This is a genomic window from Actinobaculum sp. 313 (genome assembly GCF_003073475.1).
Taxonomy (GTDB): Bacteria; Actinomycetota; Actinomycetes; order Actinomycetales; family Actinomycetaceae; genus Asp313.
Window position 1 is genome coordinate 1,627,637 of record NZ_CP029033.1, and the last position, 25,063, is coordinate 1,652,699.

Genomic DNA, 25,063 nt, shown 5'->3' on the forward strand with positions numbered 1-25,063 from the left:
CCGGACGCCGTCAGTACGTCGCAAGGAAACGACGGCGCTCAATCGGTGTGACTTGGTGGCGGTACTCGCGCCACTCGTGCTGCTTATCGCGAATGAAGTAGTCGAAGGCGTCCTCTCCGAGTGTCTCCGCAACCAGTTCTGATGATCGCAGCAAAGACACCGCGTTGTTCAATGATTCCGGCAATGACTCAATGCCGGAGGCCTGGCGCTCCATGTCGCTCATTAGAAACACATCGGAGTCCTCGGGCTCGGGGAGCTCGTAGTCACCCTCGATACCGGCCAGTCCCGCACGAAGCAGCACCGCGAAGGCCAGGTATGGGTTCGCGGCCGAATCAACTGCCCGGTATTCCAAACGCGCGGCCGTCTGTTTCTCCGGCTTGTATGCCGGCAGACGAATCAATGCCGACTGGTTATTCGGCCCCCAACACACGTAGGAGGGCGCCTCACCGCCACCCCACAGCCTTTTGTAGGAGTTCACGTGCTGATTCGTGACCGCTGTTATTTCCCGCGCGTGCCGCAGCAGGCCGGCAAGGAACTGCTGCCCCGTCATCGAGAGGCCATAGCGCCCACCCGGATCATAAAAGACGTTACGCTCCCCCTCGAACAGGGACAGATGCGTGTGCATGCCGTTGCCTGGCTGATCGATAAGCGGTTTGGGCATGAAGGAGGCCTGAACGTGCTGGGCGAGGGCAACCTCTTCGATCACCACTTTGAAGGTCATGAGGTTATCCGCCATCGTCAGGGCGTCGGAGTAACGCAGATCGATTTCGTTCTGCCCTGGACCGTTCTCGTGATGGGAGAACTCGACCGAGATGCCCATCTCCTCCAGGTTCAAAATGGCGTCGCGCCTGAAGTCGTGCGCGGTCGAACGCGAGACATGGTCGAAATAGGAGGCCGAGTCGATGGGGACCGGTTCTTTGTACGGGTCAGTCTCCGGACGGAAAAGGTAGAACTCGACCTCGGGGTGCACGTAGAAGGTGAATCCCATGTCGGCAGCCTTTGCAAGTGCGCGCTTCAAGATGGATCGCGGGTCGGAGCGGGCAGGCTCGTCGTCACGTGTCATAATGTCGCAGAACATGCGCGCAACCGGATGGTCGTTATGCCAGGGCAACAGCTGGAAAGTGGAGGCATCCGGGCGCGCGAGCATATCAGATTCGTACACGCGGGTCAGGCCTTGAATCGACGACCCGTCAAAACCGATCCCCTCCTCGAAGGCCTCCTCAAGTTCGGCGGGAGCAACCGCGACCGACTTCAGTTTGCCGACGACATCCGTGAACCACAGCCGCACGAAGCGTACGCCGCGTTCTTCGATGGCACGCAGCACGTATTCCTGTTGACGGTCCATAACTCTCCTTGTATCCAACTGTCCCCATTGTGCCACTGCGGGCGACGACGACGGCGGTTATGCCACGCGCCGCGTCAAAACTGGAGGTACGAGCCGCCGATTCCGCTCAGCTTAAGCGGCTCCTAGCGGCTAAGGCCCGTCGGCCAACAGCTCCACTCCGATACTCCACCTAGGCATATCTGACGCGCGAACCTGTCCAAGCGGTTGTGAGGCACGCTCCGGCGCTGCAAACGGCCAGGGTTAGATCCAGCTGGAGGGAACCCTCCCCAGCCCTCTGTCATGTCGCCAAGCGGAGAATCGGCGTCGCTGGCAGCAGTGTCCGCATGCGTGCGGGCATTGATCAACTCGATGAAGTCTGCCACTTCCTGCCATGTCTGAAACGCGCCACTGGAACGCTGCGCCCACGGCAGGAGGGTCTCAATGCTGGTCGCCGTCGGCACACCGGCCGCACGGCCGAGCCGTTCCAGGCTCTGCGCCCACTCACGCACACAACTGAGCACAAGTGCCCAGGCAGCCAGTTTTGCCAACCGCTCGACACTGGCGCCACACTCCGGGGGAGCCTCAACGAGGAACCGGCGAAATCCGGCCGTTTGGTCGCGCGCCACAACGCCGTAAGCGGTGCGCACCCCGTAGCCGCGCACCGTGAACAAACCCATAATCGTCACCAATGCGCTCACCACGAGCCAGTACGGCCGCAACGCACCCAATGCTGCCAGGACGAAGGTGAATATGAGCGCGAGCCCACCGCTGACCAGTTCGATCGCACCGACGGTTCCCAAATGCTCATGACGGCTGGCGAACCAGGCCCGCCGATCAGTGACCTCGCGGCGCACCCGTGCGGCGATCTGCGTTCCGGCCGAGACCCGTAAGCCCGAGACCCGCGTGGTGGGTTCTCCCAACAGCGGAATGCCTGCTGTTTCCAACTCGTTGCGGAAAAGCCGTGCGTTGAAAGGGTGTGTGCGGGCGTATTCCGGAGATTCGGCAGCGCCGGGGGTCGACAACAGTTCAAGAAAAGCACGTTCCTCAGGAGAGCAGGAAGAATCAGGCGGGCGTCGGTAGACAATCATAATGGCGGGATGACCGGCTGTTAGATGCTGGTACTCCACCAGTTCGATGAAGCCTCGCACTGCTAAGTCGATGAGGATGGAGGCGCTCAGGTTAACCGTGCTGGCATCGCGAACAGCGTATGCACCCTCCGCAATGGTCATCTCCGGCCGTTCGGCTCGCAGCGGCGGCTCCGTCCTGCGAGCACGTTGCAGGGAGTGAGCCCTACCCGCAGCCGGAAACACTCCGCGCGGCAAGTCGGCGAACTCCCGGTCAGGACGCAACGCGGCCAGCAAGATACCGAGCGCAAAGACCACCAGGAAAGCACCCACCCAGAACTCTGCTGTTGTGACCCCGAGGTAGGAAAGGACGGCATTCATCAGCATTCCTTCCGTTCACTCGCCCCATACGTGCCAGGTGCCCGTGCCAACAACACTGGCACCACGTGTTTCCCCATGCTACTGCCCGTCGCCTCCATTCATGTATCCGGCGCGCGCTGTGATCTTCACCGAGTGTCCGCTCTGTCCCTCACCGACTGCCCGAATATCGCCTTGCTGTGGCTTCCCACTATGCCTCCCGGCTACTATGAGGAGAACCCCTCAGGCCAAGGAGAGTCGATGAGTACCTCGAATGCTGCGCCCATCAGACGTGTGCGCGTTCATCACTTGCGCGAAATGAAAGAGCGCCGTGAACCTATCACCATGTTGACCTGCTATGACGCAATCACTGCGCGGATTTTTGACGCCCAGGGCGTAGACGCGCTGCTTGTCGGTGACTCGTACGGCAACACCATGCTCGGCTACCCGTCCACCATTCCTGTGTCCTTGGAGGAGATGATGACTGCAACCGCGGCTGTCGGCCGCGGTACACAACGTGCCTTCGTCATCGCGGATATGCCTTTCGGTTCGTATGAGGAGTCGCCTGCCCAAGCGGTGCGCTCGGCGGTTCGCCTCATGAAGGCCGGCGCCGAGGCCGTAAAACTCGAAGGAGGTACCCGGCAGGCCGACACGATTGCCCGCATCACCGGAGCCGGTATCCCCGTCGTCGGTCATATCGGCTTTACCCCGCAGTCAGAATCCAGCCTGGGAGGACCACGGGTGCAGGGGCGTACCGAGAATACGGAGACGCAACTGATCGACGACGCTGTGGCGGTCCAGGATGCCGGCGCCGTCGTCGTCGTCCTGGAAATGGTACCCGCGCGGCTCGCCGCAAAGATCACAAAGATACTGACGATTCCCACCATCGGGATCGGCGCAGGCGCCGGATGCGACGGACAGGTGTTGGTGTGGACGGACATGGCCGGCATGGCATCATGGACGCCGCGGTTTTCAAAGACTTTCGGCAACGTGGGTGAGGCCTTGCGCGAAGCTGCGACCAACTACTGTCGCGCGGTCAAAGAACGCCAGTTCCCGGAGGAACAACACAGTTTCTGAACGCGGTCACGGTCTTCAGAAACGGTCCCGCGCGTGGTCACAGTAGTGCGCTCACTGCAGTCATGGCTCCGTGGCAGCCAACGCACCGCGTGCCGCAGCGGGCAGATTGCCTCGCGGATACCAATGCCTCGACGCTGCCATCCGATTTCTCCGATGGGTACCCTCGGGTGGCGCTCGCTGCGTATGGAGGCCATCGGTGCCCCACCAGCACCTTCGGCGGCGAGTGACGCCCGATGACGAGTGAAAGGCATAGACTTAGCCTCATGTTGGCAGATCGAGCCCCTTTGGGCACTCTTGTTCCCGGAAAACTCTCCCCTTCTCGTCATGTCCCCGCCACCATTTCACGTCCGGAATACATGTTCCATGACGGTCCGGAAGTGGTAACAGCGTCGGATATCAAGGATGCAGAGATGATCGAGCGTATTCGGGAAGCAGGCCGCATTGCCGCCGATGCGCTCTACGAGGCCGGCCGCGCAATTGCACCGGGCGTAACGACGGATGAATTGGACCGTATAGCCCACGAATACATGTGCGATCACGGCGCCTACCCTTCCTGCCTGGGCTACATGGGATTCCAGAAATCGATCTGCACCTCCATCAACGAGGTGATATGCCACGGCATCCCCGATTCCACGGTGCTATCCGAAGGTGACATCATCAACCTTGATGTCACCGCATACAAGGACGGTGTGCATGGCGACACCAACGCAATGTTCTTGGTGGGTGACGTCGATGAGGAGTCGCGGCTGCTGTGCGAGCGCACGGCCACCTCCATGCTACGCGGTATCAAAGCTGTTAAGCCCGGCCGCCAGATTAACGTCATCGGGCGGGTTATCGAATCGTACGCCAAACGTTTCCAGTACGGCGTCGTCGAGGATTTCACCGGGCATGGAGTGGGTGAGGCATTCCATTCCGGCCTCATCGTGCCGCACTATGACGCCGCCCCGGCTTATGACACCGTCATGGAGCCCGGCATGGTTTTCACGATTGAACCAATGCTGACGCTTGGGGATATTGCGTGGGAGCAGTGGGACGACGGATGGACCGTCGTTACGAAAGACAGGGGTCGTACCGCCCAATGGGAGCACACGATTGTTGTGACCGACGACGGCGCGGAGATTCTGACGCTTCCGAGTACCCCGGATCTCGCCCCGCACCTGTGACATCAGGGTGCGTCGCGTGCCCGCGCCGCACTCGAGACGATGGCGGTAAAGCACCCGGATCACAATCGGCGCAAAACGCGAGCGCATAAGGCGTCTCCTTCCATGCCCCATTTGCGGTAGTCTGCCAGTAGGACCGAAAGGAAACGTCATGGCAGCATACCCGAGCAACATTGCTCTTGGAATTGACATCGGTGGGTCAGGCATCAAGGGCGCGCCTGTTGATCTGGAGACCGGCACTTTCTTCGCGCCGCGCCACCGCATCCCCACTCCGCAGCCGGCAACGCCCGAGGCCGTCGCGGCTACCGTTGCCGAGTTGGTGCAGCATTTCGATCCCGACGGTGAACTGCCTATCGGTATTGATCTGCCCGCACCGATCCTGGATGGAGTGATCCCCTCCATGGCAAACCTGGATAAGTCGTGGGCAGGTGTGAACGGGGACGAGCTCTTCGCAAACGTACTTGGCCGTCCGGTTACCCTAGTGAACGACGCCGACGCAGCGGGCTACGCAGAAGTGCGCTACGGAGCCGCTGTGGGACGTTCCGGACTGACCATCGTTCTTACGCTGGGTACCGGCATCGGTTCCGCGCTGGTGGTCAATGACGTGCTGGTTCCCAACACGGAGCTGGGTCATGTGGAACTCGACGGTTACGACGCCGAGACACGCGCTTCATCGGCGGTGTACGAGCGGGAGAAGCTGAGCTACAAGCAATGGGCGAAACGCCTGCAACGCTACCTCAGTTACCTGGAGGGGCTCTTCTTCCCATCGGTGTTCATTATTGGCGGCGGTATCAGCCGGAAGTCTGAGAAGTTCCTGCCGCTGATCGACACCCGTGCGCCCCTGATTCCCGCCCGATTACTGAATACTGCGGGTATTGTCGGCTCGGCGCTTCTGGCCGCAGAAGCCGTGGGCCGAGCTCCGGGGACGATCACCCCACTGCCGCCTTTGCCGGAGAAAGCGGATGAGGGCAGGAAAGCGGATGCGCCTCGTCGCACGAAGGCGAAGAAGGTCGGCTCACGCAAGAAGAACACATCCAAGGCGGGCAAGTTCACCTCCGAGTCCAACAAGGGCAATAGATCCAAGCAAAGTTCCACGTCCAAGAAGGACAAGGTCAAAAAAGCAAAGAAGAAGCAGAAGAAGGCGTGAAAGCAGTGATAGCGCAGCGCCGGTCAGTGATACCGCAGCGCCGGTGGCACCGCGTTCATTGCGACATCTACAGCCGCGCACCGCTCTGGTCTGCGCCACCATGCGAGCGAATGAGTCGGCCGATACGCCGGGTTCTGTTCCGCCCGAAAACCGGGCGGCGGCGGCCATCCATCTAGGTCGCGTGTTACCACGAGACTCGAGCAGTCCACCCGCGCGCTAAGCGGGACGCCTCAAACGCGCGCTGTCTGACCTTGCTCCCGGTGGGGCTTGCCGTGCCGTCGCGGTCACCCGCAACGCGGTGGTCTCTTACACCACCGTTTCACCCTTACCTCGGCCGCAGCCGCGGCGGTCTATTCTCTGTGGCGCTATCCCGCGGGTCGCCCCGGGTGGGCGTTACCCACCACCGTTCCCTATGGAGCCCGGACGTTCCTCGGGGCCCGCAGATTCCCGCAGGCCACGCGGCCGCCTGGCCGACTCATTCGCCCTGTCATCGTAGTCCACCAGAAGCCCGTCGGGAAACTGTGCGGTGAGGTCCTCCGGCCGATCAATACACACGGCGTTGACCGCAGGGCACCTGTTTCACACCATCCGGTTTGCCTGGCCTGCTTACGGGCACCTATCAACTCGCGTTACGCCGCCTCGTATACCTGACTCCGCGCGTCGGCTTGACGCGCTCTAGTTCGGCAAACGGACGATAATGCAGTCGTAGTCCTCCGACAGATAGATCTCATCTTCCGGTGCCGACTTGATCTGCGCTACTTCTACCGGTGACAGCGTAATACCCGCTCCGGTCTGCCCGTTGGGTCGCATCCCGAGCACCGCGTAGCCGCCAGTGGCCCGTGCCCGTTCGTACACGGTTTTCAGATCCTCGGCCAGCGGCGTAAACAGGCGTTCACGCTCGGCCTTCAGTTTCTCCTGCTGAGCGGTAATTCCCTCAACAACATCCTCCAATTCGGCGCGCCGGGCAAGAATCTCATCCTTGAGCCGCGAAATCTCACCCCGCAGCGTCGAAACGTTCTCCTCGCTTTCCTCGAGGAAGGCAAGCGCCTCAAATTCCGTATCGGAGGCGCGCGCAAGAATCTCTCGCAGGCCTGCGATCTCTGCCTGCAGTGCTACCAGGTCACGTGAAGTCAACCCTTCGCCTGAGTTCAGTTGCCCTTCCTTCGTCTCGATGTCTTGCTGCAGTGCGGCACTCTTCGCCTCGGCCGCGGTCAACTCTTGCTGCGCCTGTGCCACTCGTTCCTCTGCGGCCTGCAGCTCGCGCCCTTTGGCCGCCGCGCCGTTCATCATGCCGACCAACTCCTGGCGTAAGGGATGTTTCTTGTTGTCCCGTTCGAGGCGGGCGATCTGGGAATCCAGTTCGGCAACCTCCAGGAGCTGCCTCTGATCGGATGCGGGTGCCTGTGCCATGTTCACGACCTTAGCGAAAGGGACCAGGGATCGGTAGGAATCTCAGAAATATACATGTCGTTAATATCCAGACCCGGCAGGTGCGCGGCAAGCCTCGTTGCCATAATCGGCAGCAATGGCCACTCACTTGCCCAATGCGTAGCGCAGACAAGCGAACAGCCGCCATTCCACAGGTGATCCGTTGCCGGGTGATGGCGCAGATCGGCCGTCACGTACACATCCGCTCCGGCCGCATTGGCATTATCAAGGAGTGAATCACCCGATCCGGAGCAAATGGCCACTCGTCGTATCGGGCGTTGCAAGTCACCGCCCACGAGCACACCCGCCGGCACCCGCGGAAGTACCTCTTCAACATGCCGCGCGAATTCCTCCAACGTCAATGCCTGCTCAAGTGTGCCGACCCCGCCTATGCCGGTCTCTTCATCAAGCGGCGCCTCGATGCTCACGCCTAACAGCTCGGCGAGCGCCGCCGTCGATGCGGCGACATCGGCATTCGTATGCGCCGAGAAGAGGGCCACTCCACCGCGGATCAGCGAGGTGACCCACCGTCCCTTACCCGTCGTAGCGGCCACTGAGTGAGTACCGCGCAGATATAGCGGATGATGAGTAATGAGCATATCGACGCCGCGTTCCAGGGCCTCATCCACAGTTGCCTGTGCCGGATCGACGGCGAAGCCTATACTCCTCACACTGGCGGCCGGGTCACCCACCGATAGGCCGACGCGGTCCCATGCCTCACAGGTATCGGGAGGAAATAACGCATCCATCACCGCTACTACATCGCCTACGGTTATGGGCGCAGAGCCGGACTCAGTCATGCAATAAGCCTACCGGCTCAAAGACGTTTAGACAGCACTGCCCCGCATTGCGACCCATCACCGCAGGCGGCGCTGACAGTGCCGAGCACGGCCATACCCCTCGTCGGCCCGACGCCGCCCGACGCTACCCGGCGCCAACCCGCCAAGAATGTCGCATCACCGGGCTAGCACTGCCGATTGTTCGAGTAGGTATCTTGCCCGCACCTGCGCAATCACATACAACTCGGCCGCACGAGAAATCCATACCGCTTTGCTTGCGGCTCGGCTCACCGCCCAGTAACATGAGTGTTGTCACACATACCGGGTAACAAAGGAGGCACGGTGTCTGTTCGTCTCGCGTTGCTGTCGTTGCTTATCGAAGAGCCACGCGGCGTGTACCAGTTGCGCCAGCTCTTTGAGGAGCGCACCACGTGGAATATCAATATTGGCCAGGTCTACCAGACCATGCAGCGTCTGGAGCGTGACGGCCTCGTCGAGTATGCCGACAGCGAAGGCCGTGCCGAATTGTTCCGGATCAGCGATACAGGGTATGAGGAACTCCAGCATTGGTGGGATACACCGACAACCGTTGATCGCTCGGAACGCGACGATCTAGTTATGAAGGTAGCTCTAGCTGTAACCATTCCCGGGATTAACGTGCAACGGCTCATTCAACAGCAACGCAATGCCACGTTGTCAGAGCTACGAGATGTCACCCGGCTTAAGCGCACCGATGACGACCCCACCTGGCAGCTCGTCTTAGACCGCCGCATTTTCGATCTCGAGGCCGAGGCGCGTTGGCTCGACCACATCGAGGGCGCTGCCGTGGCTGCAGCCGCTCGCCGAGCGCCGCTCGCCGCCGCTTCCTACGCCGAGGCCGATAATCCAACCCCCGCGGGTCGAAATCGCTGAACATGACCGGTCGCGGCTCTTCCGCTCCGGTGTTGCGCCTCGAGCATGTCACACGTACCTTCGGCAGTGGGGTCACCACTGTCGTGGCTATTGACGATATCAATCTGACCGTTTCACGCGGGGAACTCGTAGCTGTTATGGGCCCCTCCGGTTCGGGCAAGTCCACCCTATTGAACATTTGCGGTGCCCTCGACGTTCCCGATGTGGGGACCGTTACGATTGATGGGACGAACCTCTCCGGGCTCTCACCTGCCGGTCGGGCACGGCTGCGACGTCGTCGGCTCGGATACGTGTTTCAGGACTTCAATCTCATCCCATCTCTTACCGCAGTAGAAAACGTTACGCTTCCCTTGGAACTGGATCACGCGCCACGTGCGCAAGCACGCGAGGAAGCATGCAACGCACTTGACGACCTCGGGGTGCTGGACCTGGCTGATCGCTTCCCTGATGACATGTCCGGAGGTCAAAGGCAACGGGTTGCGATCGCGCGCGCAGTCGTGGGGACCCGTTCGTTATTGCTGGCAGACGAGCCTACCGGCGCATTGGACTCCAGCACCGGAGACGCCGTCATGTCAGTTCTGCGCGAAAGGGTTGACGACGGTGCAGCCGGAGTTCTCGTCACTCATGAGGCGCGCCTGGCGGCGTGGGCTGATCGGACAATCTTCCTGCGCGACGGGCACATCACCGATGCCACGCGGTACGAGAGCTTTGAGAGCCTACTGGATCCATCATGAACCGCGCCGTCTGGCGCCTGGCCCGGCGCGAACTCACCCGTCACCGCATACGTAGTCTGTTCGCGCTGCTGCTGGTGGCGCTGCCGGTGGCCGCAATCAGTGCACTCGGTGTTGTAAGCACTAGTGTCAACAACCTCCAGTCCCAACTCGAGGAAAACGTACAGGCCACTATCCTTTATTTCGGGGTACCCGTCCACCAGGACCCCCTGGTTACGCCATCAACACGAGGGGCGGGCAACTACCCAGCTCCGTCGATGTACCGACGGCGGTCACACCTCTTATCCCCGACGACGACATCGTGACGCTCGATGCCGACCTCACCGTCAAAATACGTTCTTCCACACAAGAGGTTTTCGCCACTCTGCGCCAAGTGGACACCCGTGATCTCACAGCCAGCACGCCCATTACAACCGGTGGACGACCGGGGAAGGGGGAAATCGCCCTGACGCAGGAGTACGCCCGCGAACTGGGCGTGCACATCGGTGACAGCGTGCAGCTCTACTACGACAGTCACTGGACTCGTGTTACCGTCGTCGGAATCGGTAGCAATCTTTTGGCCCCCGATCAGCTGGTGACAAACGACGACACCCTAACGGTCGGTACGGCGAGGTGGATTATCACGGGTCCAACGCCCATTGACTGGGACACCGTCAAAGCGCTCAACGAACGTGGTTTTGTCGTTGAGTCCGCCTGGGTACTAGCCCATCCGCCGCCGCTCTCCAAGCAGTATCCCGATATTCTCGCTGATTCACAGGCAGGAGCCGGGGCTGGTTTCTCGATCAGCGACTGGCTGTGGACCGGTGGACTCGTAGCTGCCGGACTTGTCGAGATGGCACTGCTTATCACGCCTATCTTCACAGTGTCCGTCAAGCGGCAGACAAGATCGATTGCGCTGACGGCAGCAATTGGTGCCACCACTAGGCAACAACGATTACTTGTGCTCCTCCAGGGAGCCATTCTCGGGTTCCTCGGCAGCGCCCTCGGTATCGGGATCGGGAGCACTGCCGCCATCGGCTATCTGCACCACCGCGAATTTCTACCAACCATCCCGTGGTTATGGCTAGTAGGAACGGCGTTGCTGGGACTATTTCTTGGAATTGTGTCCGCCTGGTTCCCCGCCCGTTCCGCTGGACAGATCAATGTCATTCGCGCTCTATCTGGTCGACGTGCCATCGCCACACAACACGGACGGCGACACCAGTTCCGAAGATTTGTGTTCCCCGCTTTGATTGTCATCGGCGGACTCATTCAGCTCTTGGCAGTGCGCGAAACACGTTATCTGACCTTCGTTGGCGGCACCGGTCTGTTCTTTCTTGGTCTCATAGGCTGCGCACCGCAATTCATTGCGCTAGCTGCCTACGCAACCTCACGAATCTCACTACCCCTGCGCCTGGCAAGTCGCGAGGTGCGCCGTTCTTCTCACCGTACCGTGCCGGCGACCGCCGCTATACTCGGTGCAACACTAGTGACGAGTATGACTTTGGTTACGGTAACTTCGAACACCATGCAAAACTATGCCCGTCAGGCACGTGTCGGCCCGCAGGCCTCCATTCTCGTCGGCCCGCGCAATCTCGACTTGGCCACCGACGCCGACTACCGGCAGCTGACAGCCGCACGCGAACGCGTTGAGGAGATCGTCGGCCCTTCGGCCACCGCACCTCTATATGCGGTGTGGGACTCCACCCATATGACATATCTGTTAGCCGATATTCCGCCGGAACAGGAATGCCCGCTGTACACCATCCCCAATGCCGATGAGACCCCCGCAATCGAAAAGCAGTACACGGATGATCCAAGGTGCGAGAGCTTCTTCAACAATTCCTGGTGGGAGAGGCCCGAGTTGCCCAGCCCTGATGACGGCATCCTTGCTCTCGTAGACGATGGAAACTACCTGGAGACAAGTGGCCTGCTTACTGACACGCAACTCGCGCAAGCCCGGAGGACTCTCGCGGAAGGCGGCGTGGTGCTCTACGAGTCCAATGCCATCGTCGAGGGCAGGGCCACCATGCAATTGTGGGGTTGGGACGGTAGCAACAACGAGCAAATCCTATTGGAGCAGATGCAACTACCCGCGGTCCACGCGCTTCCCTATACCTTCCCCTACATGGTGCTCAGTCCGGCAGCAATCGAACAATTCGGACTGACACCGGTTCAAGTCGGCACACTCATCGTGCCCAAGAATCCGCCGGACGCCTTCGAAGCTGATGAGGTTCGTAGCACAATTCGCGCGGAGTACAGCCTTTTGAGGGCAATCGTATCCCAACAGCGTCCCGTCGAAGTACTAACTCCTTTCCTACTCAGTGCCCTCATCCTCTTCATTCTGATAGGCGCAGTGCTCCTGGTGCTCGCTCTCGCCAGCCAGGAAACTCGTGACGACCTCGGCACCATGGATGCCGTTGGTGCTCCCCCCGCACTGCGCCGCCGTTACGCGGCCGCCCAGTCCACCTTGATCGCCTTGGCATGCAGTCCGATCGGAATTCTGGGCGGAATCTACGCGGGCGCCCTGAGTGTGCACATAACCGCGTCGGAGTTACACATCCCCTGGCCACTCATCCCGCTGATCGTGCTGATGCCCCTGCTCGCGGCTTTCACCGGTGCCTGCGCCGCGCCGCGGCGTCCACGCCTGACCCGGCGCAGGGACTAGATATCGTCGCACACACAGATGCGGATAGGCGAGCCACCGACGGAGGCACGACTCTCCTGGAGAGTCACGGCCGCACAGAACGTGCCCGCATAGAACCTGGGCGTTCACGAAATACTGAATACTGACGACGCAAGGGCACCGGGCGGTGTCCCAACCGAAGCGAATGAGCTACCAGCGTCCACTGCGGTGGGCCCGGCCGGATTCGAACCGACGACACCTGCGGTGTAAACGCAGTGCTCTAACCAGCTGAGCTACAGGCCCATGTCCACCCAGACCCCTATCGTGCGGTCACGGGTGGGCACTCGTCATACACTACCGCAAACTGATGGCAATCCGCACGACGCGCGGTCGGCGTATCCGCAGGCGCACGCCGTGCAACCCGCCCGGCTAGCGACGCGGCCCCTGCGCCGTCAGACGCACACCGGTCCACGTGTCGCTGACCGCCACCGTTGTGGTAGCCAGCATCCCCGCCGTTTCCGCCGCCTCCTCGATGACGTCCGCCTGCACGTGACCAAGCTGCCGCGGACCGGGCACAAGAAGCCAGCACAGCGCCGCCTCTGAATCGAGGTTTGCCTTGATATCGAGGATGAGATCAGCGAGGTCATCGGCATCGCCGTCGTCGTCACGCCACCAGGCCAGTGCCCCATCCGCAATGTCTGGGTAGTCTTCATCCACTAACTCACCACCTATGGCCTCTTCAACCATTGCGCGCACGGTGGCGTCAACGTCATCGTCGTATCCGAATTCTTGGACAACACTTCCCTCGGTGAAACCCAACGATCTCATGGGAACTAGCCCACCGCATTCCCCGCGATTTCGCAAGTGGAGACACCTTCCGCGTGCCGCAATTCAGCTATGAGAAGGCACGACGTGAGCATAATGGCATACGGATCACACGCCAGAAGCGCTTAGGCAGGATAGACTTAGTCCACACCCGGGACTTTCGTCCATCATGACCGGTGGCACAGAACACACCCGGGGCCAACGCCGCTGTCAACCAAGGGAGATTCCATGAGCCAGCAGACTCCACCCCTCATTAACGGTCAGCTCAGCCAGGTGCCCGATATCGACCCAGAAGAAACCAGTGAGTGGGTCGATTCAATCGATAACCTCATCGAGTCAGGAGGCGCCTTACGCGCCCGTTACATCCTGACCAGCCTGGAGCAGCGAGCACGCCAGAAGGGTGTGAACATCCCGCCAAATCTCGTCACTCCGTATATCAACACCATCCCGGTGGAAGACGAACCGTTCTATCCCGGTGACGAGACACTCGAGCGGCAGTTTCGACGCTGGGTGCGGTGGAACGCCGCAGTGATGGTGACCAGGGCGCAGCGCCCGGGCGTGGCAGTCGGCGGTCACATTTCGTCCTTCGCGGCGCAGGCAACGCTGTACGAAGTCGGTTTCAATAACTTCTTCCGCGGCAAAGATCACCTGGGCGGTGGCGACCAGGTGTACTTCCAGGGTCATTCCTCTCCCGGCAACTACGCGCGCGCCTTCCTGGAAGGTCGGCTACGTGAGGAAGATCTCGACTCGTTCCGGCAGCAGGTGTCACGGCCTTCCGGTGGGCGTGGCCTGCCCTCCTATCCGCATCCGCACCAGATGGCGGACTTCTGGGAGTTCCCGACCGTTTCCTTGGGTATTGGTCCGCTCAATGCCATCTACCAGGCATGGTTCAACCGCTACCTCGATGAGCGCGGGATTAAGGACACCAAGAACCAGCACGTGTGGGCCTTCATGGGCGACGGCGAAATGGACGAGGCAGAATCGCGTGGACTACTGCAAACCGCCTCTTCACAGGGCCTCGACAATCTCACCTTCGTGATCAACTGCAACCTCCAGCGCCTGGACGGCCCGGTGCGCGGTAACGGCAAGATCATTCAGGAACTCGAAGCCTTCTTCAAGGGAGCCGGCTGGAACGTCATCAAGGTAATCTGGGGTCGCGAGTGGGATCGGCTCCTACAAGCCGATAAGGATGGCGCACTTGTCAATCTGATGAACGAGACGCTCGACGGCGATTATCAGAGTTTCAAAGCGCATGACGGTGCCTATGTACGCAACGAATTCTTTGGGCGTGATCCCCGCACCAAGGCGATGGTGGCCGACTGGAGCGACGAGCAGATCTGGTCGCTTAAGCGCGGCGGCCACGACTACCGCAAGGTCTATGCGGCTTACAAAGCGGCTTTGGAGCATACCGGACGCCCCACCGTGATTCTCGCGCACACGATCAAGGGCTACGCGCTGGGAACCAACTTCGCCGGCCGAAATTCAACGCACCAGATGAAAAAACTGAATTCAGCGGACCTCAAACTGCTACGCGACACGCTACATCTCGACATCGACGACACCCAGTTGGAGGATCCTTACACGGCTCCCTATTACAAGCCGGAGCCAGATCATCCCGCAATGCAATACATGCTGGACAAGCGCGCCGCACTTGGAGGCTTCTTGCCGGAACGACGCGTCTTTTCTCAAGGCGTCACCATGCCCAAGAAGAAGCACTTCGATACCTTGAAACCCGGCTCTGGAAAACAGAAAGTAGCCACCACGATGGCGCTGGTTCGCTTGGTGAAGGACCTCATCAAAGATAAAGACTTCGGCTACCGCATAGTGCCAATTATCCCGGATGAAGCCCGCACCTTCGGATTGGAGGCACTGTTCCCCTCAGCGAAGATCTTCAACACGCTTGGCCAGCAGTACACTGCGGTGGATCAAGACATGCTGCTGTCCTACAAGGAGTCTGAGAAGGGCCAGTTGCTGCACACCGGTATCTCGGAAGCCGGCTCGACTGCGGCCTTCACGGCTGTCGGTACCTCGTATGCCACCCATGGCACGCCAATGGTCCCCTTCTATATCTACTACTCCATGTTTGGTTTCCAGCGCACCGGAGACCTCTTCTGGGCGGCTGCCGACCAGATGGCGCGCGGCTTCGTCGTCGGTGCTACCGCTGGACGTACGACGCTCACGGGCGAAGGACTGCAGCATCTTGACGGTCATTCCCCGATCCTCGCTTCCACCAACCCGAGTGCAGTGATCTATGACCCGGCCTATGCCTACGAGATCGCGCATATCTTCCGTGACGGCTTGGTGCGGATGTACGGCGACGGCTCTGACGGACGCGATCCGAATGTCTTTTACTATCTGACCGTGTACAACGAACCCATTCACCAGCCCGCAGAACCGGAGAATGTGGATGCCGAAGGTATTCTTAAGGGCATCTATCTCCTCGACGGCGTCGAGGGCGATGGGCCGCGCGTGCAACTGCTTGCCTCCGGCGTAGGGGTGCCGTGGGCGCGCGAGGCGCGGCGCTTACTGGCAGAGGACTGGGGCGTGCGAGCGGCCGTTTGGTCGGTGACATCCTGGTATGAGTTGCGCAAGGATGGGCTCGCCGCCGATCAGCACAACTTCCTGCACCCGGAGGAGCCGATACGCACTGCATATGTGACGGAGAAGCTACAGGGCGCCGAGGGGCCCTTTGTCGCCACCTCCGACTATGATCATCAGGTACAGGACGCAATCCGCCCCTGGATCCCCGGCGCATACTACACACTGGGCGCAAATGGGTTCGGGTTCTCAGATACCCGCTCAGCCGCACGGCGCAATTTCAAGATCGATGCCGCATCCATGGTGGTGCGCGCTCTGCAGGGCCTCGCAGACCAAGGGGCAATTGATCGCAGCGTGGTCAAGCAGGCAATTGACCGCTACGATCTGTTCAACCCCAATGCAGCGGAGCCTGTCCGCGATCTTTAGAGAAACCCGTAGGAAGCTCCCGTGACATTGATCCGAATGGCCGGGAACTTCCTACGGCGCCGCCGTGGCATCGTAGCGGCTATCGTCTTGCTCCAGCTCGCGCAGGTGCTTTTCAACCTATCGCTCCGTTGCTCGGCGCGGACATTATTGACCACGGAATCCTGCACGGTGACACCGCATTCATCTGGCATACGGGTGGCATCATGCTCGGTGCGACCCTGGTTCAGATGGGGTGTTCCGTTCTGGCGATCTATCTTGGTTCGCGTACCGCAATGGCACTGGGACGCGAGTTGCGGGCGGAGACTTTCCGGCACGTCCAACGCTTCACCACCGCTAACCGGCATCACTTCGATGCACCCACGCTGATCACCCGGACCACGAATGACGTCACACAGGTCCAGATGGTGGTGCTACTGACGTTCACCGTGATTGTCAACGCTCCCATCATGGGAATAGGCGGAGTGGTTATGGCGATCAGGCAGGACACTCAGCTGTCCTTACTGCTCCTACTGGTTGTTCCACTCCTCTTCACACTCATCCTGCTCGTCATGTCCGCACTGAGTCCCCGGCATGTGATCCAGCAGCAGCGCATTGATCGCATCTCGACGCTTCTGCGCGAGCAGCTCACCGGAGTGCGCGTAATCCGGGCTTTTCGCCGACAAGGCGCCGAGGCGCGCACATTTGACGACGCCAATACGCAGCTGCGTTCATCTCCCACCTCATGATGATTCTCGGCGCCGTCACGATGACGGGAATGATGTCCATGCTCTATACGCGCCGGCAGGTCTCCGCCAAACGGATCCGGGAAATCCTTGATACCCGGCCGTCAATTGCCGCACCGGAGCATCCACTGCACATTCCTTCCGGCCCGCTGACCTTTGCCCGTGATCCTGTGACGCTACGGTATCCGGGAGCGGAGGAACCCGTGCTGCGGGACGTCAGCTTGACACTGGCTCCGGGCACTACGACCGCGATCATTGGCTCCACCGGCTCGGGAAAGTCTTCGATTGTACGACTATTGCCTCGGCTCGTGGATGCTGGCGACGGCGCCATCACCGCCGGAGGCATCCCGCTGACAGCACCGGATCCTGCGGAGCTGCGACGGCGCGTAGCCGTCGTACCGCAACCTTCTTGCTCTCCGGGACTGTTGCATCCAATGTCACGGGGCGTATTCGCCCGGAGGTGAGGAGGAACAACGCGTAATCGCGGCACTGAAGGCAGCCCAGACATGGGCCTTCGTCTCCGAAGCCGACATTCACGCCTCGATCAAGGCCGGCGGCCGTAACCTCTCCGGCGGGCAACGGCAGCGATTGACCATTGCCCGTGCATTGTACCGGTGCCTGCCCGATCCCAGTGGTAAACGCCAAGCGGATTCGCTCCGCATGAGGGAACCCGGAAGCGGCGCAGCAGAGCCGTACAGCACCTCACGCGACCTGCGCACCGCCCTGAAACGTCTAGCGGACATGCTGCAGCCGGCGCGTCTACAAATCATCGCCATTCTCCTCATTAGCCTGGCTGCCACCGTCGGTACCGTAGCAGCACCGAAGCTACTTGGAGACGCAACCAACCTGGTGGTTGATGGTGTTGCGGCACACGGAGTCGACTTCGCCGCTTTGCTGCACCTGCTCGCCGTCGTAGCCGCGTACTACATCGCCGCCGGTGTTCTGCAGTTTATCGGCGGCTTCATCACTCGAATAGTTGTGCAAAACCTCGGCTATCGGCTACGAGGCGCTACGCGAGACAAAATCGACCGCCTGCCCCGGTCATTTCTCGGTAGGCAGCAGCGTGGCGATTTGCTCTCCCGAGTCACCAACGACATCGGCAACATCACGCAAACCTTGCTGCAGACGCTTAACCAGCTAGTCTCCTCGATCTACCTCCTTATTGGCACTCGCCATGATTTTTTCGACCTCATGGTCGCTTGCGTTGCTCTCGGTGGCCGTTCTGCCCATCGGCGTGGTCGGAACTCTGGCGATTCTGCGTCGCTCGCGGACACAGTTTCGGCGGCAATGGAAGACCACAAGAGACGTTTCCGCTATCATCGAGGAGTCGTTCACAGGCCTTGACGTCGTCACCGCTTACGGCCTTGGAAGAGGGGTTCGAGGACGTCTTCGACGAAGCCAATGAGCGGCTTTTTCAGGCGGGATTCCGCGGGCAGGCACTTTCGCAGCTGTCGCAACCAGTGATGAACTTCGTCGCGAATCTCTCTTTTGTCATTGTGCTTGTTGCGGGTGCCTTCCAAGTCTGGGCAGGACGCTTGTCGATCGGTGGGATTCAGGCATTCATCCAGTACTCCCGACAACTGACGAACCCCATCCAGGCACTTTCATCCATGGCGAATCTCATTCAGTCCGGTACCGCCTCCGGTGAGCGTGCCTTCGATTTTCTTGATACCGCGGAGATGATGCCGGATGCGACCACCCCATACGAGGAGCTTGTGGCGCCGGAGAAGCGCCAGGGACACGTCGAATTCCGACACATACACTTCGGGTACACCGAGCGGGCAGTGATTGACGATCTCTCCCTGACCATTCAACACGGGCAAACCGTGGCCATCGTCGGACCAACCGGCGCAGGCAAGACCACGCTGGTGAATCTACTGATGCGCTTCTATGAACTCGACGGGGGCGAGAGCCTCCTTGACGGAATGCCCATCTCCAGCTCGAGCACGAAGGTTTGACACGGCTCGAGGCGAGATCCTCCTTGACGGAATGCCCATCTCCAGCATGACGAAGGATTCGTTGCGCGAACCCATGGGGATGGTTCTCCAGGACACGTGGCTGTTTGAAGGAACAATTGCCGAGAACCTTGCCTTCGGGCGCGAGGGCGCAGAACGCAGCGAGATCATTGCAGCGGCGGAAGCGACCGGCGGCGACCAGATGATCCGCATGCTGCCACTGGGCTACGATACCCCGGTCTCCGACGACGGCGGGTCGATCTCGGCCAGAGAGAAACAACTGCTCACATATAGCCCGAGCCTACCTGCGCGACCCCGACATCCTCATTCTCGATGAGGCGACGTCGTCGGTTGATACCCGCACCGAAATGCTTGTGCAGCGCGCCATGGCGCGCTGCGGCGCGGGCGCACGTCGTTTGTGATCGCTCACCGTCTCTCAACGATCCGCAGTGTGGACCTCATCGTCGTTATGGAACACGGCGATGCCGTAGAAACCGGGCGGCACGAGGATCTCATTGCTCGCGGCGGAGCATACGCGCGGCTGTATCAGGCGCAGTCTCTGGGAGCACAGCGTCACGAATGATGACCTCCAGTTCCTCAACCGTGGCCGCTGTTCTCCATGCCTGAACGTATTCTTCCTCGCGTGCTGCACCCCAGCGGACCAGAATCGTCCGCATGCCGTTGGCCGCTGCGCCGTCAGTGTCATAGCACCGATCACCGACCATCAGGGCGTCAGCAGTTGCAATCCCCACGGCGCGCAGCGCCGCGAGAGCATCGGCTATGATCTCGCTTTTGCCCGCTCTTCCCTCCAGTGCATCGGAACCGCAGATCACCGTGAAATTGCCTGCGACACCGAGGTACTCCAATAGGTCACGCGCAGATTCTTCACGTTTAGAGGTGGCCACGGCCAGGGGGATACCGGCGGAGGCGAGATTCTTCAAGAGACCGCTAATACCGGGAAACAACAAGGTTTCGTACATGTGCTGTGCATACCGCGAACGGTATGCGCGCACGTAGTAAGCAATGTCGTCTACCCCGAGTTCTTGAAAGGAGCTTCGTAGGGGCGGCCCAATAAAGTGGCGGTAGAACGATGGGTCGTGATCAACACCTGCTTCTTCCCGCATCGTCTCCGCGAAGCACCGGGTAACAATCGGCTCCGAATCAGTCAATGTGCCGTCAAGGTCAAAGAGTACCGGTCTCATAGTGATATGCCCGTCACGTCGCCGGCGCCCTGTCGAGCGATCTCGCCAGTTACAAGATCAAGTACCGTTGTCGCACCGCCTTCACCACACGGACCATCAACGACAATATCAAGCGCATGACCAATGGACTCGTTGACCTGCCATCCCTCGCTCAGCGGCTCCTCTTCACCGGGAAGAATGAGGGAGGAAGACAGCAGCGGTTCGCCCATCGCGCCGACCAATGCCTGCGTGATCTTGTGATCGGGAATTCTCACTCCCACCGTCCGCTTCTTCGGGTTCAGCGTCATACGGGGAACTTCCTTTGTCCCCTTGAGAATAAAGGTGTAGGGGCCGGGGGTCAGCGATTTGATGAGCCGGAAGTATGGGTTGTCCACAATGACGAGTTGACCGAGTTGCGCGAAATCATGGCAGAGCAGTGTGAAGTGGTGCTTCTCCCCCACTTGGCGGATGTCACGAATACGGTCTAGCCCCTCCTTATTTCCCAGGGCACAGACAATGGCGTAGCCGGAATCCGTTGGTAGTGCGGCGACTTCGCCTCTGCGTAGCCGTTCCACCACCCGGTCTATCAGGCGTGGTTGCGGGTCAATCGGGTGTATCTCAACAAGACGTGCCATATCCTGAGCCTAGCGAATTATGCGAGGTGATGTTATGAACAACCAGTTAATTGCCGTGGCGCGTGAGGTGCTGGCCCGCGAAGGCGTGCCGGAGGCGGAACATGTGGACATCAACTTTTCTTTGCGGGCAGTGGACCGTGTCACGCGATGGGCGGTGGCGGTTGCCATTGAGTCTGCCGGAGGCGGACAGCTTACAGATGAGCAGATTTGCGCCGCCCAGACGATTCGCGACCTTCTTCCCTAGTCCACCCATCCACTGAACGACCTCCTACACCATCTGCGATATCACGGCGGATGAGGAACGGTCGGGTCACGCTCGCCGGGTACCCGATCGCCCACCGTCAACCGACTCGATGCAACCAACGCACCGGCGCACCTGCACCGGCATAACGGAACGGCTCCAACTCGTCGTCCCACGCCTGGCCCAGCGCCACATCCAGTAGTCGCCGAAGCTCGGCGGAGTCCTCTCCAGCTTGGTCGAGTGCGGCACGAATCCGATTCTCCGGGACGACGACGTTCCCCGTCATGTCGGTCTGTGCGAAAAAGATCCCCAAACCAGGAGTGCATGACCATCTGCCTCCCTCGGAGACCGCAGTGGGGTCCTCTGTGATTTCGAAACGCAGATGTTCCCATCCGCCGAGCGCAGAGGCGAGCATCGCACCGGTACCCGCCTCACCGGTCCACGACGTTTCAGCGCGGTTCATCGACGGTAAGGCAGGTTGCCGAGTCCACTCGAAGTGCGGTTCGTAGCCGAGTACACTAGCAACCGCCCACTCAACATGAGGTTGAACGGCCGGTGTAACCGAGTGGATGAATATGACGCCTCGGGTGGCGTGTTTTGCCTTCATAGCATCCTCCTGCGCTTCGGTGGCTTTCCCCTTGTCACCCGCACATCAGGATGCGCCTTAAGTTTGCCACATCCGTTCTCTAAACACCAGCGTTCACGCCAATCTCTCCCGATGAGGCGCACCTTTCGGCCCGAGGGGAGCTAAGCGGAGCAGTGTTTATGCACCTACAGATCACGAATGGCGCGCATCGCCTTCTTACGAACCGAGCGTTCCAACCGATCAATGTACAGATGCCCGTCCAAGTGGTCGCATTCATGCTGAATGCACCTGCCCATCAGGCCTTCGCCCTCGACAATCTTCTTCTTGCCGTCCAGGTCGATCCCCTCCGCCCGTGCGTAGTAATGGCGTTTGGTTGGGAACCATAAGTCGGGCACTGACAAGCAGCCCTCATCGCCGTCTTGGAAACGATCCTCGGAGAGCTCTACAATCACCGGGTTTAGAATGTAGTCGATCTCGCCGTCAATGTGCCAAGAGAAGGCCCGCATTGAAACACCGATCTGGTTCGCAGCCAATCCGGCGCGGCCGTCGTCGTCCACATTCTCCAGCAAATCCTCAACCAATGCCCGCACTCCCGGTGTGATCTCATGAATTGGCGCACAGGGCGTGCGAAGGACGGGGTCGCCGACGATTCGGATCTCACGGTAGGTCATGGCCTGATCCTCTCACATCATGCACCGGCTTCGTGCTCGGACTATACCGGCGCGACGGCAAAAAACAAGGCCCGATTCCACGGAACCGGGCCTGCCGTGGCTCCCGCGGCTGGACTCGAACCAGCAACCGTTCGATTAACAGTCGAGTGCTCTGCCATTGAGCTACGCGGGATCGCGACCAGAAAAACTATACCAGATGCAGGCGGTATGGCGAACACATGGAGTGCGGTTCCCGTCACGTCCGGGCATCACATGACCATGACCAACGAACTCCCGCTGTCACCGTGACGGCTCCCGGCGCATCCCTGGATCACCCCAGCGCGTCATCAAGATCTATGCCCGTCACGTCGCGCAGTGAAGCTTCGAGCCGCGCTATCTCCGGGCGATCCGATGCAAGGCTCTGTCCGGCGATGATGACCTGTGTGAACAGACCGTCACCATCACGGCGCACCAGACCGCGAGCCCGGGTTCCCGATGGAAGAATCACATGCTCCTGGTACACGATTGACCCCTCAAGGCGCTCCCGCACAATCAGCGCAATTGCGTCGCGCGCCCCCTCCGACCACACCAGCACCAGAGGTGTGCGCGACGAATCAACGAAAGATAGCCGTAAAATCCGCGTGGCACCGTCCCAGGCCGCTCCCTCAAACTCGTGCCACGCATACTCGAACACTGCTTGCCCGTCGCCAGTGGCAAGCTTGTCCTCGTACACTGCCAGCCAGCGCGGAGGGTCTCCTTCCAGCTCGGCCGCAGCTAGTGGTCGTCCCCGTACACCGGCCACGGCATCGGGTTGTTTACGCCGCCCAAACATCCACATGCCCCCTATCGAACTGGCATCGGGCCAGCATCGAATTCACCCCTTGGGCAACTCGCTTGAATCGGTCAGCACGACTGTACCGACATAGACCGTTGGGTTAGCCTCCATGGCTCTCGACTCGCGGGCGTGCCGCCCGGCAAGGAACCCGAGCACAAGAAGTACAAGTCCACATACCAGGGCAATAATCATGCGACGTCGTTGAATCGCATGTAACTGCTCCAACTCGGTGGCATCGAGGGTAGCCGTCGTGACTGCCACCTCCGGTGCCTCGTTCTCTGAACTCGCTTCTGCCTCCACGCCCAAGGCTGAGTCCTCCTTCGACACCCCGTCGCGTTCCGAGTTTCCCATCGCATAGCCTCCTTCTGTCCTGCGATCAGCCTAGCGGCCTGCGGCGCCCTCTCGCCAGGTTACTTTCTCTTCGCGCTGCACCTTCCGCTGCAAGCTCATGCTCCGGTCTGCTTGATTCCGACTCACTGCCTTAACCTCGGACTGATGGCGTACATCTCGCGCTTCCCCCTTTCCTTTGCGGTAATTACCTGGTAATATGGCCGCATGGAATTCGTTCAGCTGACGCCGTTGCAATATCAGAGATTCGTACGGCAAGCAGACCGTGTTTTCCTTCCTCAGCTTCCCGAGTACGGCGCTGTGCGCGCAAACCTCGGCATGGGGGTTGACTACGTGGGCGTGGTGTCACACGCCGATGTCCAGACACCCGCACGCCGCGGACAGACGCCGAGAGCCCGCCCGGATGCTGCGATCCTCGCAGCCGGACTCGTCGTACTCCAGCCATGGAAGAAGATCTATCGGCGCGCATTGCTCTCCTACGGCCCCACTCTCGACTGGTCAGACAGCACCATCGTCGATTGCTTCTTCACCGGCTTACGGGCGCATCTACGCCGCGACCGTCGTATACTCGCCGTGCGATTCAATCCGCTGCTGCCCCGCGTCTTCTACCACGACATTGAGATCGTGGCCGGCAATCCCACCGCCGCTCGTGCCGAGCGCCAACTGCGCGCACTGGGAGCTCGCCGAATCGAGAAGGAGTTCTACCAACAGTCGGATGTTCAGATTCGGTATATCTATACCAAGGACATCTCCGGTATGAGTTTCGAAGAGGCGACCGCGACACTCGCGAAGGGTCTCCGGCGCCGTTTTCACAATGAGGGGCGCTATGGCGTCGAGGTACGCTTTCTCGGCCCTGACGACTTCGCCGTATTTGATTCGCTGCATGACGCGACCGTGGAACGCACCTCAATGGCTAGTCTGTCTAGCGCATCGCAGGATTTCTACCGCGCACTCATGCGCGAACTCGGGCCGGAACGTGCCCTCCTGGCAGTCGCCTATTTCTCCCCTACTCGTTACCTCCAGCAGATCGCTGCCGAGCGCGAGCAAGCGAAGGCACGCTTGGCTGTACTGTCCCAGAGGCGCCGGACCAAGGCGTGCGAGCGGGAAACAGCGGAACTGACCGAACGGCTAGAGGCCCTGAATTGGCGCGAGGAGAATACGCGGGAAGCGCTCTCAACCTACGGTGACGAGATTCCTTTCAACGCCGCACTCGGATTTCACAGCGGCAACGAGCTGCTCCTACTGTTGGGCGGTATGGACAAACGCTTCTCGGCCTACGCACGCGACTATCCGGTGGAGCGTGCCCTGTTCAAATGGGCTTGCGATCATGGTGTCTCCATCTACAACACTTTTGGTATCTCCGGCATTTTCGACGAGACGGCACCGGATGCCACGGTGTTGACGTTCAAACGGTGGCTGAACGGTAATGTGGAGGAGTTCATCGGCACATTCGTCTTGCCAATCCGTCCACAGCTTGCCAAACGATTGGGAGCGTTGTCCTAGACCGGCACTGGCTCAAGGTGCCTCATCCACCGGG

General features: G+C 60.3%; 24 protein-coding genes, 2 tRNA genes, 1 other RNA gene and 1 pseudogene. 14 read left to right on the forward strand and 14 right to left on the reverse strand.

The genetic code is table 11. The features are described 5' to 3' along the window. Positions 1–10: 10 nt before the first annotated feature. Both glnA and DDD63_RS07060 read right to left on the reverse strand, forming a co-directional pair. Complete coding sequence (gene glnA, locus DDD63_RS07055; protein WP_108715780.1) at positions 11–1,345, reverse strand: type I glutamate--ammonia ligase; 1,335 nt, start codon at positions 1,343–1,345, stop codon at positions 11–13. A gap of 122 nt (positions 1,346–1,467) precedes the next feature. Continuing rightward, positions 1,468–2,769, reverse strand: a complete 1,302-nt coding sequence (locus tag DDD63_RS07060) for a DUF2207 domain-containing protein (RefSeq protein WP_164505487.1) — start codon at positions 2,767–2,769, stop codon at positions 1,468–1,470. Positions 2,770–3,006: 237 nt separating this feature from the next. Between DDD63_RS07060 and panB the strand changes: the two genes are divergently transcribed. The 3 genes from panB (at position 3,007) to DDD63_RS07075 (ending at position 6,129) form a co-directional block, all read left to right on the forward strand. Then, positions 3,007–3,822: a 3-methyl-2-oxobutanoate hydroxymethyltransferase gene (gene panB, locus DDD63_RS07065; RefSeq protein WP_108715782.1), complete on the forward strand. Its 816-nt coding sequence runs from the start codon at positions 3,007–3,009 to the stop codon at positions 3,820–3,822. A gap of 263 nt (positions 3,823–4,085) precedes the next feature. Continuing rightward, positions 4,086–4,985: a type I methionyl aminopeptidase gene (gene map, locus DDD63_RS07070; protein ID WP_240611203.1), complete on the forward strand. Its 900-nt coding sequence runs from the start codon at positions 4,086–4,088 to the stop codon at positions 4,983–4,985. A 148-nt stretch (positions 4,986–5,133) separates the two neighbouring features. Continuing rightward, complete coding sequence (locus DDD63_RS07075; protein WP_108715784.1) at positions 5,134–6,129, forward strand: polyphosphate--glucose phosphotransferase; 996 nt, start codon at positions 5,134–5,136, stop codon at positions 6,127–6,129. A gap of 107 nt (positions 6,130–6,236) precedes the next feature. Here DDD63_RS07075 and rnpB read toward each other — a convergent pair. The 3 genes from rnpB to DDD63_RS07090 form a co-directional block, all read right to left on the reverse strand. Beyond that, positions 6,237–6,607: RNase P RNA component class A (gene rnpB, locus DDD63_RS07080), an RNA gene on the reverse strand. Positions 6,608–6,804: 197 nt separating this feature from the next. Continuing rightward, the gene (locus tag DDD63_RS07085) at positions 6,805–7,539 is read right to left on the reverse strand and encodes a hypothetical protein (protein WP_108715785.1); all 735 of its coding nucleotides are present in this window, start codon (positions 7,537–7,539) and stop codon (positions 6,805–6,807) included. Positions 7,540–7,541: 2 nt separating this feature from the next. Next, positions 7,542–8,357: a Nif3-like dinuclear metal center hexameric protein gene (locus DDD63_RS07090; RefSeq protein ID WP_108715786.1), complete on the reverse strand. Its 816-nt coding sequence runs from the start codon at positions 8,355–8,357 to the stop codon at positions 7,542–7,544. A 321-nt stretch (positions 8,358–8,678) separates the two neighbouring features. On the opposite strand from DDD63_RS07090, the gene DDD63_RS07095 reads away from it, so the two are divergent. From DDD63_RS07095 to DDD63_RS07110, 3 genes are all read left to right on the forward strand, one after another. Then, positions 8,679–9,248 (forward strand): PadR family transcriptional regulator, encoded by a 570-nt coding sequence (locus DDD63_RS07095; protein WP_108715787.1) that lies wholly within the window; start codon positions 8,679–8,681, stop codon positions 9,246–9,248. Between the two features lie 137 nt (positions 9,249–9,385). Continuing rightward, entirely contained in the window at positions 9,386–9,982 is a 597-nt protein-coding gene (locus tag DDD63_RS07100) for an ABC transporter ATP-binding protein (protein WP_240611475.1), read from the forward strand. A 298-nt stretch (positions 9,983–10,280) separates the two neighbouring features. Continuing rightward, positions 10,281–12,626 (forward strand): FtsX-like permease family protein, encoded by a 2,346-nt coding sequence (locus tag DDD63_RS07110; RefSeq protein ID WP_108715790.1) that lies wholly within the window; start codon positions 10,281–10,283, stop codon positions 12,624–12,626. A 187-nt stretch (positions 12,627–12,813) separates the two neighbouring features. Here the strand turns inward: DDD63_RS07110 and DDD63_RS07115 are convergent. Together DDD63_RS07115 and DDD63_RS07120 are read right to left on the reverse strand one after the other, a co-directional pair. Continuing rightward, positions 12,814–12,887: transfer RNA gene (locus tag DDD63_RS07115), tRNA-Val, on the reverse strand. Between the two features lie 126 nt (positions 12,888–13,013). After that, the gene (locus DDD63_RS07120; protein WP_108715791.1) at positions 13,014–13,412 is read right to left on the reverse strand and encodes a DUF3052 family protein; all 399 of its coding nucleotides are present in this window, start codon (positions 13,410–13,412) and stop codon (positions 13,014–13,016) included. Between the two features lie 225 nt (positions 13,413–13,637). On the opposite strand from DDD63_RS07120, the gene aceE reads away from it, so the two are divergent. The 6 genes and pseudogenes from aceE (at position 13,638) to DDD63_RS12875 (ending at position 19,387) form a co-directional block, all read left to right on the forward strand. Further along, on the forward strand, positions 13,638–16,373 hold the full coding sequence (gene aceE, locus DDD63_RS07125) for a pyruvate dehydrogenase (acetyl-transferring), homodimeric type (protein ID WP_108715792.1): 2,736 nt from the start codon (positions 13,638–13,640) through the stop codon (positions 16,371–16,373). A 128-nt stretch (positions 16,374–16,501) separates the two neighbouring features. Beyond that, the gene (locus DDD63_RS07130; protein WP_164505488.1) at positions 16,502–17,098 is read left to right on the forward strand and encodes an ABC transporter permease; all 597 of its coding nucleotides are present in this window, start codon (positions 16,502–16,504) and stop codon (positions 17,096–17,098) included. Next, a complete protein-coding gene (locus DDD63_RS07135; RefSeq protein WP_108715794.1) occupies positions 17,095–17,559 on the forward strand; it encodes an ABC transporter ATP-binding protein in 465 nt (154 codons plus the stop codon). Before DDD63_RS07130 ends, DDD63_RS07135 begins: the two co-directional genes overlap by 4 nt. Before the next feature lie 277 nt (positions 17,560–17,836). Then, positions 17,837–18,500 (forward strand): annotated as a pseudogene (locus DDD63_RS12865) (ABC transporter transmembrane domain-containing protein). Beyond that, positions 18,436–19,053 (forward strand): ABC transporter ATP-binding protein, encoded by a 618-nt coding sequence (locus DDD63_RS13185; protein WP_276308070.1) that lies wholly within the window; start codon positions 18,436–18,438, stop codon positions 19,051–19,053. Before DDD63_RS12865 ends, DDD63_RS13185 begins: the two are co-directional and overlap by 65 nt. Positions 19,054–19,099: 46 nt before the next feature. After that, complete coding sequence (locus tag DDD63_RS12875; protein ID WP_240611204.1) at positions 19,100–19,387, forward strand: hypothetical protein; 288 nt, start codon at positions 19,100–19,102, stop codon at positions 19,385–19,387. 175 nt (positions 19,388–19,562) lie between these two features. On the opposite strand, the gene DDD63_RS07145 is transcribed toward DDD63_RS12875, so the two are convergent. Further along, complete coding sequence (locus DDD63_RS07145; protein ID WP_108715795.1) at positions 19,563–20,252, reverse strand: HAD hydrolase-like protein; 690 nt, start codon at positions 20,250–20,252, stop codon at positions 19,563–19,565. After that, positions 20,249–20,866: an L-threonylcarbamoyladenylate synthase gene (locus DDD63_RS07150; protein WP_108715796.1), complete on the reverse strand. Its 618-nt coding sequence runs from the start codon at positions 20,864–20,866 to the stop codon at positions 20,249–20,251. Before DDD63_RS07150 ends, DDD63_RS07145 begins: the two co-directional genes overlap by 4 nt. A gap of 34 nt (positions 20,867–20,900) precedes the next feature. Between DDD63_RS07150 and DDD63_RS07155 the strand changes: the two genes are divergently transcribed. Next, positions 20,901–21,110: a hypothetical protein gene (locus tag DDD63_RS07155; protein WP_108715797.1), complete on the forward strand. Its 210-nt coding sequence runs from the start codon at positions 20,901–20,903 to the stop codon at positions 21,108–21,110. Between the two features lie 97 nt (positions 21,111–21,207). Here the strand turns inward: DDD63_RS07155 and DDD63_RS07160 are convergent, their stop codons facing one another. The 5 genes from DDD63_RS07160 to DDD63_RS07180 all read right to left on the reverse strand — a co-directional run bounded on the left by DDD63_RS07160 (position 21,208) and on the right by DDD63_RS07180 (position 23,529). After that, a complete protein-coding gene (locus tag DDD63_RS07160; protein WP_108715798.1) occupies positions 21,208–21,714 on the reverse strand; it encodes a DUF3145 domain-containing protein in 507 nt (168 codons plus the stop codon). 164 nt (positions 21,715–21,878) lie between these two features. Beyond that, positions 21,879–22,364 (reverse strand): peptide deformylase, encoded by a 486-nt coding sequence (locus DDD63_RS07165; protein WP_108715799.1) that lies wholly within the window; start codon positions 22,362–22,364, stop codon positions 21,879–21,881. Positions 22,365–22,461: 97 nt separating this feature from the next. Then, a tRNA-Asn gene (locus DDD63_RS07170) sits at positions 22,462–22,536 on the reverse strand. A 138-nt stretch (positions 22,537–22,674) separates the two neighbouring features. Further along, positions 22,675–23,181: a hypothetical protein gene (locus tag DDD63_RS07175; protein WP_125482460.1), complete on the reverse strand. Its 507-nt coding sequence runs from the start codon at positions 23,179–23,181 to the stop codon at positions 22,675–22,677. 36 nt (positions 23,182–23,217) lie between these two features. Then, complete coding sequence (locus DDD63_RS07180; protein ID WP_108715801.1) at positions 23,218–23,529, reverse strand: hypothetical protein; 312 nt, start codon at positions 23,527–23,529, stop codon at positions 23,218–23,220. 204 nt (positions 23,530–23,733) lie between these two features. On the opposite strand from DDD63_RS07180, the gene DDD63_RS07185 reads away from it, so the two are divergent. Then, positions 23,734–25,029: a peptidoglycan bridge formation glycyltransferase FemA/FemB family protein gene (locus DDD63_RS07185; RefSeq protein ID WP_108715802.1), complete on the forward strand. Its 1,296-nt coding sequence runs from the start codon at positions 23,734–23,736 to the stop codon at positions 25,027–25,029. Positions 25,030–25,063: the final 34 nt, after the last annotated feature.